Annotated in this window: 16 protein-coding genes; 5 read left to right on the top strand and 11 right to left on the bottom strand. The window is 70.6% G+C overall.

Annotation, left to right across the window (positions count from 1 at the left end; genetic code table 11):
* Positions 1 to 115: 115 nt before the first annotated feature.
* The 4 genes from P3T35_RS32785 to P3T35_RS32800 form a co-directional block, all read right to left on the bottom strand.
* Positions 116 to 385: a type II toxin-antitoxin system prevent-host-death family antitoxin gene (locus tag P3T35_RS32785; protein WP_101385414.1), complete on the bottom strand. Its 270-nt coding sequence runs from the start codon at positions 383 to 385 to the stop codon at positions 116 to 118.
* Positions 386 to 507: 122 nt separating this feature from the next.
* Entirely contained in the window at positions 508 to 999 is a 492-nt protein-coding gene (locus tag P3T35_RS32790) for a GNAT family N-acetyltransferase (protein ID WP_101383258.1), read from the bottom strand.
* A 136-nt stretch (positions 1000 to 1135) separates the two neighbouring features.
* Positions 1136 to 1900 carry a DUF4232 domain-containing protein gene (locus P3T35_RS32795; protein ID WP_180356699.1) on the bottom strand — a complete coding sequence of 255 codons (765 nt, stop codon included), beginning with the start codon at positions 1898 to 1900 and terminating at the stop codon, positions 1136 to 1138.
* A 203-nt stretch (positions 1901 to 2103) separates the two neighbouring features.
* The gene (locus P3T35_RS32800; protein ID WP_101383261.1) at positions 2104 to 2337 is read right to left on the bottom strand and encodes a DUF1330 domain-containing protein; all 234 of its coding nucleotides are present in this window, start codon (positions 2335 to 2337) and stop codon (positions 2104 to 2106) included.
* Between the two features lie 94 nt (positions 2338 to 2431).
* Here P3T35_RS32800 and P3T35_RS32805 point away from each other — a divergent pair, with 94 nt between their 5' ends.
* Positions 2432 to 2587, top strand: coding sequence for a hypothetical protein (locus P3T35_RS32805; RefSeq protein ID WP_280708856.1), 156 nt, complete (start codon positions 2432 to 2434; stop codon positions 2585 to 2587).
* A gap of 148 nt (positions 2588 to 2735) precedes the next feature.
* Here the strand turns inward: P3T35_RS32805 and P3T35_RS32810 are convergent, their stop codons facing one another.
* Entirely contained in the window at positions 2736 to 3401 is a 666-nt protein-coding gene (locus tag P3T35_RS32810) for a nitroreductase family protein (RefSeq protein ID WP_101383262.1), read from the bottom strand.
* A gap of 341 nt (positions 3402 to 3742) precedes the next feature.
* On the opposite strand from P3T35_RS32810, the gene P3T35_RS32815 reads away from it, so the two are divergent.
* From P3T35_RS32815 to P3T35_RS32825, 3 genes are all read left to right on the top strand, one after another.
* A complete protein-coding gene (locus tag P3T35_RS32815; protein ID WP_101383263.1) occupies positions 3743 to 4948 on the top strand; it encodes a hypothetical protein in 1206 nt (401 codons plus the stop codon).
* A 202-nt stretch (positions 4949 to 5150) separates the two neighbouring features.
* Positions 5151 to 5654, top strand: coding sequence for a GNAT family N-acetyltransferase (locus tag P3T35_RS32820; protein WP_101383264.1), 504 nt, complete (start codon positions 5151 to 5153; stop codon positions 5652 to 5654).
* Between the two features lie 320 nt (positions 5655 to 5974).
* On the top strand, positions 5975 to 6493 hold the full coding sequence (locus P3T35_RS32825) for a hypothetical protein (RefSeq protein WP_101385415.1): 519 nt from the start codon (positions 5975 to 5977) through the stop codon (positions 6491 to 6493).
* A 9-nt stretch (positions 6494 to 6502) separates the two neighbouring features.
* Here P3T35_RS32825 and P3T35_RS32830 read toward each other — a convergent pair whose 3' ends face one another.
* The 4 genes from P3T35_RS32830 to P3T35_RS32845 all read right to left on the bottom strand — a co-directional run bounded on the left by P3T35_RS32830 (position 6503) and on the right by P3T35_RS32845 (position 10084).
* The gene (locus P3T35_RS32830) at positions 6503 to 7066 is read right to left on the bottom strand and encodes a hypothetical protein (RefSeq protein ID WP_101383265.1); all 564 of its coding nucleotides are present in this window, start codon (positions 7064 to 7066) and stop codon (positions 6503 to 6505) included.
* Between the two features lie 342 nt (positions 7067 to 7408).
* Entirely contained in the window at positions 7409 to 8149 is a 741-nt protein-coding gene (locus P3T35_RS32835; protein ID WP_101383266.1) for an SDR family oxidoreductase, read from the bottom strand.
* 34 nt (positions 8150 to 8183) lie between these two features.
* Entirely contained in the window at positions 8184 to 8573 is a 390-nt protein-coding gene (locus P3T35_RS32840; protein ID WP_101383267.1) for a 5-carboxymethyl-2-hydroxymuconate Delta-isomerase, read from the bottom strand.
* Between the two features lie 77 nt (positions 8574 to 8650).
* On the bottom strand, positions 8651 to 10084 hold the full coding sequence (locus tag P3T35_RS32845) for an MFS transporter (protein ID WP_280708864.1): 1434 nt from the start codon (positions 10082 to 10084) through the stop codon (positions 8651 to 8653).
* A 275-nt stretch (positions 10085 to 10359) separates the two neighbouring features.
* Here P3T35_RS32845 and P3T35_RS32850 point away from each other — a divergent pair, with 275 nt between their 5' ends.
* Entirely contained in the window at positions 10360 to 10719 is a 360-nt protein-coding gene (locus P3T35_RS32850) for a helix-turn-helix domain-containing protein (protein ID WP_101383269.1), read from the top strand.
* A 4-nt stretch (positions 10720 to 10723) separates the two neighbouring features.
* Here the strand turns inward: P3T35_RS32850 and P3T35_RS32855 are convergent, their stop codons facing one another.
* Both P3T35_RS32855 and P3T35_RS32860 read right to left on the bottom strand, forming a co-directional pair.
* Complete coding sequence (locus P3T35_RS32855; protein ID WP_101383270.1) at positions 10724 to 12076, bottom strand: hypothetical protein; 1353 nt, start codon at positions 12074 to 12076, stop codon at positions 10724 to 10726.
* On the bottom strand, positions 12073 to 12954 hold the full coding sequence (locus P3T35_RS32860; RefSeq protein WP_101383271.1) for a fumarylacetoacetate hydrolase family protein: 882 nt from the start codon (positions 12952 to 12954) through the stop codon (positions 12073 to 12075). Before P3T35_RS32860 ends, P3T35_RS32855 begins: the two co-directional genes overlap by 4 nt.
* Positions 12955 to 12966: the final 12 nt, after the last annotated feature.

The following is a 12966-nucleotide window of genomic DNA, read 5'->3' on the forward strand; positions in this document are numbered from 1 at the left end:
CGCCCGCGTCGCTGTCAGCGGTCGTGGAGCACCTGCGGCTGGGGCACCGGCACCATGGTGAGTACGTCTTCCAAGGATGACGATGTTGAGCAGTTCCTACTTGTGGTGCTTGAGCTCACCGGTCATCTGGATCATCCAGGTACTGGTCGGCAGTGGCATCCTGGTCGGCGCGGAAGGCTTCGAGCGAGACGGTCGGCGTGCTGCGGGACATCGCTGTGAATTCCTGCGGAGAGACGAAGCGCCTGGACGGTCGCCGCGGCACGAGCTCGCCGATCTGGTGCCCGTCACGAGTGACCGTGAACGATTGGCCCGCCTGGACCGCGTCCAGGATCTCCTTGGACCTGTTCCGCAGATCGGACTGCGTGATCTCTGGCTGTGCCGTCATGTCGTACACGGTAGAACGGCGCCCCACGCAGTGCTACCAGATGGCACTGCGTGTCATCAATGCCCGGTCGGGGGCTTGGTCTCGCGCCGCAGGCCAATGGCGGGCAGGTCGCCGAACCGCCGTCAGGCGGGCGGGAGGAGGTGGCGCTGGTACCAGGTGCCTGGCTTGCCGCCGGGGGCGGCCGGGCCGATCGGGAGGAATCCGGCCTTTGCCAACACCCGCTGGGAGGCGGTGTTCTCATGGGAGGCGCCCGCCTTGATGGTCTGCAGGCCGTGCTGTGTCGCGGCCAGTTGGCAGAGCTCCAGGACGGTCGCGGTCGCCACACCGCGGCCGGCGACGTGCTGTGCGACCCGGTAGCCGAGTTCGGCGGTGCAGTGCTCGATGTCCACCAGATTGAACCGGCCGAGCACCGAGCCATCGTCGGCGACCAGCACGTAGAAGGCGCACAGGCCGCTCTCCTGCTCGGCCAGCAGGGCACTGAACCGGTCGGCGAAGTGGCTGAAGTAGTCGTCGCCGCGGTCGGATATCGAGGCGGCGAAGTAGGCCCGGTTCGCCAGCTCGAAGGCCAGGACTGCCGGGGCGTGGTCGGCGTGCAGGCGTTGCAGGTTGGGCATGGCCCGATGCTATCGAGACACTGTGCTGAGGCGCCCAGGCAATTTGGCTGGCACGGTGAGGCGCCTCGCCTTCGACTGGCCGCAAACGCCTTGGGCTGCCGCGGTGCCCAGGAGGGCTTGCTCCCTCCAGGGCTGGTCAGTTCTGGAAGAGCACGCCCACCGTGGGCTGCAGGGTGCCGACCGTGATGCCCGTGGCGGAGACGGTCAGCTGCTCGACCGGCTTGTTGTCGAGGCCCGTGACGTCGGCGGTCAGCTGGGTGGTCTGGTCCGGCGGGGTGACGACCAGACCGGCCAGCACGTGGCAGGTGGTGTCAGCCTTGTCGCAGGGGCTCCACTTGAGGCCGGCGAAGGCGTTGTCGCCGGACTTGATGATGGTGGAGTTGTCGGCGGTCGGCGGGAACGGGAGCGGGACACGGGTGGTGTTGAGCGACAGCCGGCTGTTGTCGGCGAGCAGCCCGCCCAGGCCCGCGTAGCCGGTGACTTCGCAACTGCGCTTGCCGACGTTGGACAGCTTCAGCAGACCGGAGCTGAGCTTGCCGATCGGCGGTTCCAGCTGGATGTAGGCCTTCAACTCGTCGGTGCGGCAGCGGCTTGCGGCGGGGACGGGCTTGGCGCTGCTGCCGTTGCCTCCGCTGCTGGAGCCGCCCGTGCTGCTGCCACCGCCGCTGCCGGAGCCCCCGGTGCCGCCGCCGGAGCCCGTCCCGCCACCGGTGGTGGCGCTGCCGCCGGTGCCGCCGGAGGTGCTCGGCGCGTCCGAGTGCGCGGCGGTCGGCGTGGCGGTCGGAGCGGCGGACGCCGGCGGCTTGGCTGCGCTGGAGGAGCCGTCGTCGTTGCAGGCCACCGCCCCCATCGCCAGCGCAACCGTGCTCGCCGCGATCGCCGCCGCCTTGGTGATCCTCATGACTGCTTCCCCCTCCGAACGGGCGCTTGTGCTTACTCCCTTCATCACGTGGTGTGCCCGGCTGAGGGTTCGTGATCTTGCGTCGCAGGCGCGTAACAGGAAGGTCGCCGAACTGTCAGGCGGGCCTTGGCCGGTTAGAGCTCGGGCACGATCATCGCCGTGAACGGCACAGTGGCGGCCAGCCGTTCGTCCAGCAGCTCCTGCTAGCGGGCCGACTCGTAGACGGCGCGCGCCTGTTCGGCGTCGCGGAAGCGCAGCACGGCGGTGTGGGTGCCGCCCGGCGGCCGGCCGCCCTCGCGCAGGTGGACCGTCTGGTCCGTGCCGGCCGGCAACTGGCCGCCGTCGGGGCCGAGAAGGACGGGGGTGGCCGCCTGCCGGTAGGCATCGAGGCGCTGCGGGTCGGTCACGTCGTAGTTGAGGATCAGGAGAGCGGTCATGGGGAACTCCGGTCAACTCGGGTGATGGGAATGCTCGACTACCCATGCTGGCAGCTGAACTGAGACGTAGTCGGATCGTGGAGAGGCGCAGGCGATGGACTCGACAACGCTGGGTGCTTACGACCGCGACGCCGCCGTCTTCGCCGAGCAGTGGCACGAGCAGCCGCCGCCGGACGATCTGCGGGCCGCACTGCTCCCATCGAGCTGCGAGCGGTCCACGAGGCCCTGGCAGGAACGGAGTTGCTGCTGAACGAGGAGTCGACGAGCGCGTCCTCTGGCCGGACAGTGCACCGGATTGTCGCCCGCTCATGACCGGCTACGCCGAGCGGCCGCAGCTGATTGCTCGGCCGACCACCGAACGATCAGGGCCTACCGAGTGGATCTCGACCACCTAGCGGTCACACCCCGATGAAGCTCACTGTTTCCGCCATCTCCGCCCGCCCGGTGCGCAGCCGTGGCACACCTTCCTTCTCGAACCCCACCGCGACACCGCAGAACAGGACCAGCCCGTCACTGGCTCCGACCATCTGGCTGACGGTTTTGCGATACATCGTCCACATCACCTGGGGGCAGCTGTGCAACCCTTCCGCCCTTAGCAGCAGCATGACCGTCTGCAGGTACATCCCCGCGTCCCCCCATTGTCCGGGGCCCATCGTCCGGTCGAGGTAGCAGAAGAGTACGGCGGGCGCCCCGAACGCCTCCGAGTTCAAGGCGGCGATCTTCGTGGGCCGGTCAGGGTCGTCACGTTGGATTCCCAGCGCTTCGTACCGTTGGGCGGCTGCGGCGGAAAAGCGGTCCTGATAGGGCGAGGCGAGGTCGGCCGGGTACATCGGATACTCCCGCTCATCACCCGGATCTCCCGCCAGTGCCCGGGCTGTCGCGCGCCTCTTCAGCTCGGCCAAGGGCTCGCCGGCCACGACGTACAGGTGCCACGGCTGGAGGTTCCCACTCGACGGAGCCCTCGTTGCTGCGGCCAGCACTCGTTCGAGTATGTCCTTGGGCACCGGGTCACCGCTGAACGCCCGTACGGCCCGGCGGCTGTCCACGGCCTGATACACATCCACGTCTTCTCGTCCTCTCACTGGGCGTCAACCACCTCCACCGTATTCAGCGGTCAGCGCCGAGCATCGGCAGGGCGGCTCGGACAGCGTCCTGACGATCAGGTGAGGCAATGAGAGGACAGTGGGAGAAAGGGGCGATCCCCGCGACCGGTACGGCGTCACCGTCGCGGGCGCCGACCAGCGGGTGTGGCTCGACACACCGAGCGGCCCCGGCCGGCTGGTTGGCTGATCACCTGACGGTACGAGCGCCCGACCTGAGCCCCACCGCCTCCGCTCGGGCTCCGAGGTGGCAGGCTGAGGGAGCGGTAAGCAGGCAGAACAGAGAAGCCAGGGGGACGTACGCGGTGGTGGTTGAGGAGGCCGTCTGGACCTGGGGGCGTGCGCTGCCGCTCAAGTACGTGCTGGTCAGCGAGGAATGGGACGGTGAGCTGATCGTGTGGGCGCGCTGCGCCGAGGTCGACGGCCTGTTCGTTGAACCGGCCCTGCGCCGGGAACGGCTGACGCTCGTGGGCTGCGCCCCGACCGGTCGACTGCTCAAGGCGGCCGAGCGCGCCCGGCACCGGTCCGGCGAGCCCATCGACCTCGGGGCGCTCGGCCTCATCGTGGGTTTCCCCGTGCCTGGGGCCGACCCCGAGGGCGGCCCGTACGACGCTTACGACGACGACCACTGGGAGCTATTCGCCCCCGTCCTGATCGGCTGCAGGCCCTCAACGCTCGGCACGTCCCTGTTCGACCTGGTCGTCGAGGCCGAAGTCGAGGGCCCCGTGTGGCGCGGCGAGCCTGCGGACGCCGAATGGCGGCTGTTCAACGGAGGGGGCGGAGGGAGCCTCGGTGAGTGCCTCCGGGTCGAAAGCCTTTACGGCGACCGGCCCTTCCCCGCATCGCCGCCCATGCGGCTGATGGGCTGCGAGCCCGGTGAGAGGCTGCTGCGCCGGCTGGTGCGCCCGCGGGGCGACGGCGACCGGGTGACGCTGCTCGCCGTGGACCGAACCGGCCAAGTCATGCGCCAACAGGAGCACATGCCGCTGCAGGTCGTCGCCTCCCGCCCGTCCGTGCTCGGTGGGACGCTGCTGGACCTATGGCTGAGCGAGGGCCCCGCTGTCCGGCCCGTGCCGGCATCCCGACCGGTGTGGGACGCCTGGTTCGAGGGGCCGCCGACCGAGCCCGGTGCGTGGGCCGCGTTCCCGTCTGAGGGCCGGGCCGAGTGGGCCGCCTTCGCCGCCGCCCGTCAGGGCGCCGGCCGGCCCCTGCCCGACCCCGTACGGCACCTTGACGGCCGGCATGTCATCGATGTGCCGGGCCTGGTGTGCGCGATCGGCGAAGCGGTCGCGGGCCCCGGCGGCCACTACTCCCAGTGCTGGCACACGTTGCGAGGCTGCCCGTGCGGCGGGGATCTGCCGCCCTCGCCGTTCACCCTGGTCTGGCACGACGCCGAGGTGGCCCGGCGCGCGCTCGCTGCGGTAACCGTGGACACGGCGGGTGAGACGCCATACGTTGACGACATCCTTCGGCTGCTCGCACGCGTCGGCATCACCGTCGAACTCCGCTGATCCTCCAGCGACGAGGTAGCGGCGAACGCGGTCGCGGCTGCGGCCGAGTCCCAACGGCGGTTGTCAGCGTCCTTGACGCGGTCGGCGGTCGGCAGTTCAGCGGTCGGCGGCGGACAGTCGCTGAAGCGCAGGCAGCCGAACGAAATCGGTACGGAGGAAATCCAGGGGAGCGGAAGCCCGCGCGGTGCTACGGTCGGGCGCCATGAGCTGGCTTCCCGATGACTTCGTCCACCCCGTCCTGGTGCCGCTGCCGGGCGGCGGCCATCACTTGAGGCCGATCCGGGAAGCGGACACCCCGCTCGACTATCCGGCCGTGATGGGCTCGCGCGAGCGGCTGTGGACCATCTTCGGCCCGGCCTGGGGCTGGCCCGCGGCCACCATGACCTACGAGGCCGACCAGGCCGATCTGTTGCGACACGAGAAGGAGATCGCCGCACACCAGTCCTTCAACTACGCACTGTTCGATGCGGCCGAGACGGCCCTGCTCGGTTGCGTCTACATCGACCCACCGGAGAAGGCCGGCGCGGACGGCGAGATCTCCTGGTGGGTGGTGGACGAGCTGGTCGGCAGCACGGTCGAGCAGGCCCTGGACGCGCTGGTGCCGCAGTGGATCGCCGCCGACTGGCCGTTCGAGCAGCCGCGCTTCGTCGGCCGCGATATCTCCTGGTCGCGCTGGCTCGCCCTGCCGGCGCACCCCGACGAGTAAGTAGCCGTTGTCGTGCCGGGCGCTTGTTGATCGAACGGGAGTCTCGTCCGGGTGATCACGGGCCGGTGAACGCATAGAGGCAGGGCCTCCGGCACATTGAATGCCGTCAAGGATGCCGGCCGCCTGGGTTGTTGATGTCGGTCCACCACCGATGGCCCACCACCGATGGCCCACCACCGATGGCCCACCACCGATGGTCCATCACCGATGGGAGGGGAGCCATGGCACGACCCGCGGTCGGAGCACCCCTGCGCCGCTGTGGTGAGTGTGGGGGGTATGAGTACGGCGGGGCGCCGGGCTGTACCGCCTGCCGGGAGTTGGTGGACGGCATTGTGGAGGGGGAGTGGTCCGCCTTTCTGGCTGGGTGGGGCGTCAGCAGCAGCCAGGAGGCCAAGGTCCTCGCCGAGATGGTAGTGGCGGAACCCGAACGGCATGACTGGCGGGTGGTGGATGCCGCGTTGGACAGGCTGGTCTGTTCCGAGTGCGGTGGGCGGCTCAGTCGGGGGCCGGTTGGGTGCTCGGCGTGCGCTCTGGCGCATGGCTTCCGCTATGCCGCGATCGAGACGGACCGGGCCGGGGTCCCGTGGGGCAACGAGCATGCCATCCGGGTCAATGTGTCGGTCGTGCGCCGGCCGCAGGTGACCTCGGCGAACGAACTGCTGGCTCGGCGCCTGCTGTTGCCGCTGCTCCTGGTGGGGATCCTGCCGGGCACGGAGGCGGCCCAGCGGATGAGTGCCCTGGTCAAGAGGAGCCCTCCGGCTCAGCGGGCCCGGCTCATCGAGCAGGCGATCGAGGAAGCGCTCCGGCGCGAGGGGGAGCGAAGCCAGACCGGCCGGTGAGGTCGCAGATCAGGCCTGGTCCTGGTCCGCCTTGGACAGGGCCTCGGCGATCAGGCGGGTGGCGAAGTCGCGGTCGTCGCCAGCGATCCGGTTGACGTGCTCCGCGAGCAGGACGGTGGTGGCTTCCAGGGGGTTCATCTCGGCGCTGGTCCAGTCTCCGTACTGCGCGCGCCACAGCTTGGGGCTCAGACCGGTGCCTGCGGCGATGAGCATCCCGGCCATGGTGGGGATGATCTCGGGGCGGAAGGTCCTGGGCATCATGCGCATCGTGCCCACGAGGGCGGGCACCACGTGCTCGATGACGTCCTCGTCGTGGTCCTCGCAGGCCATCCGCAGCCAGTGCATGAACGTGTAGATGAGCGTGCACGCGCCGTCCAGCAGCTCATCGAAGCCGGCCGGGCCCAAGGACGCGGTGAACTGGTCGACCATCTTCTGCTGTTCGCTGTCGGTCTCGGTGCTGCCGTCGTAGATGGCTTTGAGCCGGGAGTCGATCACCATCAGCGCCGCGCTCACATCGCCGGCGGAAGCGTATTCGGGGTCACAGGGCGATTGCGGCGATGACGGCGATGACATGGGAATCCTCCTCAAGCGGCCACAGTGGCCACAGTGGGCAGCGCGGCATGTACGTAGCGTAGACCGCTGATCGGACGGAGGATGGCGGATTCTGCGGGAGGGCCGCGTGGTGTGACCGCACCCTCGGGTGCAAGGCGGTGACCGCGGGCGCGTCGTGAGGTTCGAGGGCGCGCGGTGACTCATTCGCACCTGACGGCGACGGCGGACGGCCTGGAGGTCAACGAGGAGTCCGAGCAGCAGCAGACGTTCGGTCTGAACTAGCTCTCGCCAAAAGGAAGAACGCCGTGGCCCGGAGCGTGGGGGAGCTGCTCCGGGCCACGGCAACACGCCCGTGGTGCGTCGTCAGGCGATCCGCCCACCCCCGTCCACGAACAGCGTGGTCCCCGTCGCGAATCCGTTGCCCGCAAGGAACAGCACCGCCTGCGCGATGTCCTCCGCCGTGCCGATCCGCCCGACCGGCAGGCGCTCGGCCACCGACTGGTAGAGGCGCTCGCGGTCCGCCTCGGCCAGGCCGTCCCACAGCGGGGTGGCCAGCGTGCCGGGGGAGACGGCGTTGACGCGCAGTGGCGCGTACTCCAGGGCGAGGCCGCGGACCAGGGCCTCCAGGGCGGCGTTGATGGCGCTCTGCAGGGCTGCCGCCTTGCCGGGGCGCTGGGAGAGGTAGCCGGACACCAGGGTGAGCGAACCGGAGGCGTTGATGCCGATGCTGCGGGCGATCCGGTACGCACCCCAGAACTTGCTGTCCATCGCGCCATAAGCCTCGCCGAGCGGCAGCGTGTCGACCCGGCCGGTCGGGGTCTGCGCGGCGCTGACCACCACGTGGTCGAACTTGCCACTGGACGCCGCGAACAGCTCGACGTCGCCGTCCGACCGGATGTCCAGGGTGTGGCCGGTCACCGTGCCCGGGAGGCCGGCGAGTTGGGCGAGGGCCGCGTCGACCTTCGGCCGGCTGCGGGAGGCGATGACGGTCCGGGCGCCCTGGGCCGCGAACTCGCGGGCGGTGGCCAGCCCGACGCCGGAGGTGCCGCCGACGATCAGGACCCGCTGGCCGGCATATGCGTCGACGGCGGTGGTGGCGTTCATGGGGTGATCTCAACTCCTTTGCAGAGAACGGATGTCAGGCAGCGCGGGGGATCTGGTGGTCTGCGGAGCGGGAGCGGGCGTAGCTGGTCCGGTCCAGGTCGGTGATCTGCACCGAGATGTCGCAGGCGGTCTCGCGCAGGGTGGTGGCGAACGCCTCGATGAGCACCGCCAAGGCGGCCTCGCTCACCGCCGCCCGGACCTCGGCGGACTTGCCGGCGAAGGTCCGGATGTCGAGGTTGACGAAGGACTGCTCGTAGCTGCCGTCACCGATGAAGTAGCGGTCCATCCGGACGGCGCGGCTCTTGAAGTCCTGGTGCCGGAAGCCGCCCGCGTCGGTGAGCGCGGCGTGCAGCTTTCCGAGGACGTCGGCCGGGTCTACGGCCTCCCGGATGTTCCCGGAGTACTCGAGGACGAGGTGGGGCATGGCGGCAGCTCCTCAAAGGGCGGCGGATCAGCGGGGGTTGGCGTCGTCAGCGGGCGCTGGTGTCATCGGGGTCGGCATCAGCGGGCGTTGGCGGCGGTGGGGACGGCCTGCGGCGTGGCGGCCGGCGCCTGCGCGACCTTCGCCTTGCGCACGCCGTAGGCGCTCAGCACGCCGCAGAGGGCCAGCGCGATGCCGGCGGCGATCAGGGCCGCGCGCAGCCCGCTCAGGAAGTGGCTGGAGGCGGCCGAGCCGACCAGCAGGCCCATCACCGCGACGCCGATCAGACCGCCCAGCTGGCGCGAGGCGTTGAGGACACCGGAGCCGATGCCGGCGTTGGTCGGGTCGACCGAGCCGAGCATGGCGTTGGTCATGGACGGCACGACCAGGCCGATGCCGAAGCCGGCGATCAGGAACTGGACGATCAGCTCGACGTACGACCGGGAGCCGACGACCGGCACGATGCCCAGGTAGCCGATGGTGGCCAGGGTGCTGCCGGTGATCAGCACGGCGCGGGCGCCGTACCGCTTGACCAGCCGGGCGCAGGACAGGTTGGCGGCCATCACGGCGGCGGTCATCGGCAGGAACGCCAGGCCGGCCATGATCGGGGAGTACTTCCAGGTCTCCTGGAAGAACAGGCTGAAGATGAAGATCAGGCCGTAGAAGGCGAAGTTGAGCAGCACGCCGATCAGCGAGGTGGCGGTGAAGGTCTTGCGGCTGAAGAGCTGCAGCGGCAGCATCGGGTCGCTGCTGCGGCGCTCGATGGTGATGAAGCCGGCGACGGCTAGGACGGTGACGATCAGGCAGGTCAGCACGGTGGCCGAGGTCCAGCCCTGGGTGTTCGCCTCGACGATGGCGCCGGTGAAGGCACCCAGGCCGATCACGGCGAGCAGCTGGCCGGGCAGGTCGAGCGAGCGGCGGCGGGAGCGGTCACGGGGCGCGGTGCGGGCGTAGGCGCGGATCAGTACGATGCCGACGATAGCGATCGGAATGTTGACGTAGAAGATCGAGCGCCAGCCGAGCGCGTCCACCAGCACACCGCCGACGACCGGGCCGAGGGCGAGGGCGAGACCGCCGGCCGCGGCCCACAGGCTCACCGCGCGGGTGCGGGCGGCGGGCTCGGGGAAGTTGCTGTTCACGATGGACAGCGAGGACGGGACGATCATCGCGGCGCCGATGCCCTGGAGCACGCGGGCGGCGATCAGGGCGACCATCGAGGGGGCGGCGCCGCAGGCCAGCGAGGTGGCGGCGAAGAGCGCGAAGCCCGCCATGAAGATCTGCTTGGGGGCGAAGCGGTCGCCCATGGCTCCGGCGGTCAGCAGGAAGGCGGCGAAGGTGAGGGTGTAGCCGTTGATCACCCACTCCAGGCCGGACAGGCTGCCACCGAAGTCGGTGCCGAGCGCCTTGGTCGCGACGTTCACGACGCTGACGTCCAGGATGACGACGACGAAGCCGAGGCAGGCTGCGAACAGGGTCAGTCCCGGCCGGTTCTTGTGAGCTTGGGTCTGTGGCACGGGTCTTCCTTCCATACGTGCCGGATGGGTGCCGGACATGTCTGCCGGAGGCAGGCGGGGGAGGTGCTTGACGTGCGGGAGGTGCGGGAGGTGCGGGAAACGCAGGACGTGCGGGAGGTGCGAGGTGCGGGAGCCGGGCAAGGTGCCGCCGTCTCCGGTAGAGTGTTCGCTAAGCAACGAACACTCCAAGAGTGTACGCAGATCGTCGAACACTCTGCAATCCGTTAGTGGCAGATCCGCTACGGACCGCGCGAACAGGGATGGAGCAACCAGCCATGACGGCACAGACCAGAGAAGACCCGGCGGCCGCGAGCCACCGCACCCCGCCGGTCCACACCGACCCGGCCGACGTGCCCCTGGAGGCCGCGCTGATCGCCCTCGCCGACCCGGTGCGCCAGAGCCTGGTGCGGGAGCTGGCGGGCGCCGCCGACTGGGAGCGCAACTGCGGCAGCTTCGACGTGCCGGTCACCAAGGCGACGCTCAGCCGCCACTTCGCGGTGCTGCGCGACGCCGGACTCCTCGAGCAGCGCGATGCCGGCGCCAAGCGCCTCAACCGGCTGCGCAGGGCCGAGTTCGACGCGCAGTTCCCGGGCCTCATCGACCTGGTGCTCCGTCACGAGGAAGCCTCCCAGTAGTAGGTCAGCCGGCCCGGTGCGCCGCGTCGGGGCGCACCGCCCGGTCGTGCAGGCCCTTGGCCACTGCCCGCGCCAGCGCCGGGTCGACGGCCGGGGTGCCGAAGGCGAGGACCGGGCCGAACGTGCCGGCCAGCGTGCCGAGATGGAGCACCACGCCGTAGTTGGCGCCGGTCCGGTTGACCACCGTGCGGTAGCCGGTGACCCGGCCGAGGTGCGGGCCGAGCGCGGGGTCGGCGATCCCGACGTTGGTGAGGCAGATCGCGGCGGCCGACCGCGCGGCCGCGGTCTCCTCGACCGCGCGGCGGATCGCCGCGTGCTCCCGGGCCGGTGGCCGCCAGGCGGCATCGGCGCGGCTCAGCGCGGCCCCGTACTCCCGCGCGTGGCCGGCCAAGTCGCCCTGGTCGAGCCGCAGCGGCACGGTGTGCACGCCGATGAAGCATCCGACGTCCGGCAGCGGGGTGTCGGACGTGTAGCGCCGTCGCAGCGAGATGGCCGTCGACAGGCCGACCGCGGAGCGGCCGGTCGCCTCGGCGTACGCTTCGGCGAGTGCTGCTCCGAAGAACTGATTGACCGTCACCTGGTATTCCCGGCACCAGGACTTGAGCGCCTGGCTGTCCTCGAGGGTGAGGGCGACCGGCACCAGGTCCGCACCGCGCTCGGCCCAGGGCCGGTGCTCCGCGAACGGCAGCCGCTCGGGCGACGGGTGCGAAGGGGGCGAAGGGTGCCAAGGAGGCGACGGGTGCCAAGGAGGCGACGGGTGCCAAGGGGGCGAAGGGAGCGCCTGACCTGCGGCCCCGGTGGCACTGGAGGGGTGGCGGTAGGTCAGGTCGCGGGCGGCGGGCGGCACCTCCCGCACCCGGAACGGGCTGGTCTCGCCGCTCGGCCCGAACAACTCGTCCAGCAGCGCCCGGATCACCGCGCCGGTGGAGTGGCCGTCCGAGATGGCGTGGTTGCGGGTGAAGTACAGGTGGGTCCGCTCGGCCGCCCGGTCGCGGACGGTGTGCAGCCGCCACAGCGGACCGCCGGTCTCCAGCACGTTGTTGAGCTCCCGGCGCAGCACCTCGTCAGCTGATTCCGATGGTTCCGTCGATTCCGAAGAGGCGAGCTCGCTGTGCCGCAGCTGCCCGTCCTGGAGCCGCGGACCGCCGGCGAACCACAGCCCGTCCGGCCGCTCCTCGATCCGCAGCGACAGCATCGGCAGCGCGTCGGCCCAGCGCCGGGCCGCCGCCTCCAGCCGCTCGGGAGCGAGGGCGCCGCTCACCGTGACCTGGGTGGTGACCTGGGTGGTGCCGCGCATCAGGGCGTGGGTGTAGGCGAACGTCGCCTCGATGTCGCTGAGTCGGCGCAGCAGGGTCATGACGGCGACTCCTCGGTCCAGGCCAGCGGGTGGGACAGCGTCACGCCGTGGCTGGCGATGTCGAGGGCGACCCGGTCGCCGTCCGCGATCCGGAAGCCGGCGTGGAAGCTGCCGCGGTCGGCGCCGAGGTAGACGTAGTGCACCCGGCCAGGGCGGTGCAGGGCCCGGTAGGCGAAGAGGCGGGCCATCATGGTCGGCAGGTCGTAGTGCAGGGCGTCGGTGCCGGTGCGGAAGTGGCCCTTCCAGGCTGGTGATCCGTTCCGCTCGATGACGGTCTCGCCGGTCACCTCGCGCGGCGGCTCGTCCAGGTGCAGCCAGGGGGAGACGCCGGCGTCGCAGAGCTTGGCGTACGACAGGTGTCCGGCGTGCTGCTTGAAGCGGCCGATGTCGGTGACGTCGTTGCCGAAGGTGTAGCCGGCGTAGCGCGGCACACCGGTCCGGTCGCCGACGTAGACCAGGACGACCTCGGCCTCCTCACAGACCGCGACGGCGTCGGCGGGTACGGACAGCGGTTCGCCCGGCACCTTCAGGGCGTCGCCGAGGCCCTTGACGAACCAGTTGGGCTGGTCCGGGACTTCGGCGTCGACCTTCACGTTGTGCGTCATCATGAAGCCGCTGACCAGCGCGTCGCCGAGGTGTGCGGGCAGCAGCGGCGGCAGCATCCGCACCCGGTTGCGCTCCGCCGCCGGTACGGTCACCGAGGCGCGGTCCATGGTGAGTTGGGCGACCGCGACCGCCATGTCCCCGCCGGCGGCGGGCAGTTGGGCGGCCAGGGTGTCACCGGCCAGGGGGTACAGGTGGAGCGGTGCGTCGTCGGCGGGCAGGCCGAGGCCGAGGAGGCGCTCGCCGTCGTACTCGCATTCGAAGATCACCGTCATGGTGGGGGCTCC

This window comes from Kitasatospora sp. GP30 (genome assembly GCF_029892145.1).
GTDB classification, from domain to species: domain Bacteria; phylum Actinomycetota; class Actinomycetes; order Streptomycetales; family Streptomycetaceae; genus Kitasatospora; species Kitasatospora acidiphila.

What these genes read in the sequence shown, in the direction of transcription:
- P3T35_RS32785 (WP_101385414.1), bottom strand. Translation starts at nt 385, where the DNA reads ATGACGGCACAGCCAGAGATCACGCAGTCCGATCTGCGGAACAGGTCC.
- P3T35_RS32790 (WP_101383258.1), bottom strand. Translation starts at nt 999, where the DNA reads ATGCCCAACCTGCAACGCCTGCACGCCGACCACGCCCCGGCAGTCCTG.
- P3T35_RS32795 (WP_180356699.1), bottom strand. Translation starts at nt 1,900, where the DNA reads ATGAGGATCACCAAGGCGGCGGCGATCGCGGCGAGCACGGTTGCGCTG.
- P3T35_RS32800 (WP_101383261.1), bottom strand. Translation starts at nt 2,337, where the DNA reads ATGACCGCTCTCCTGATCCTCAACTACGACGTGACCGACCCGCAGCGC.
- P3T35_RS32805 (WP_280708856.1), top strand. Translation starts at nt 2,432, where the DNA reads ATGGACTCGACAACGCTGGGTGCTTACGACCGCGACGCCGCCGTCTTC.
- P3T35_RS32820 (WP_101383264.1), top strand. Translation starts at nt 5,151, where the DNA reads ATGAGCTGGCTTCCCGATGACTTCGTCCACCCCGTCCTGGTGCCGCTG.
- P3T35_RS32830 (WP_101383265.1), bottom strand. Translation starts at nt 7,066, where the DNA reads ATGTCATCGCCGTCATCGCCGCAATCGCCCTGTGACCCCGAATACGCT.
- P3T35_RS32835 (WP_101383266.1), bottom strand. Translation starts at nt 8,149, where the DNA reads ATGAACGCCACCACCGCCGTCGACGCATATGCCGGCCAGCGGGTCCTG.
- P3T35_RS32840 (WP_101383267.1), bottom strand. Translation starts at nt 8,573, where the DNA reads ATGCCCCACCTCGTCCTCGAGTACTCCGGGAACATCCGGGAGGCCGTA.
- P3T35_RS32850 (WP_101383269.1), top strand. Translation starts at nt 10,360, where the DNA reads ATGACGGCACAGACCAGAGAAGACCCGGCGGCCGCGAGCCACCGCACC.
- P3T35_RS32855 (WP_101383270.1), bottom strand. Translation starts at nt 12,076, where the DNA reads ATGACCCTGCTGCGCCGACTCAGCGACATCGAGGCGACGTTCGCCTAC.
- P3T35_RS32860 (WP_101383271.1), bottom strand. Translation starts at nt 12,954, where the DNA reads ATGACGGTGATCTTCGAATGCGAGTACGACGGCGAGCGCCTCCTCGGC.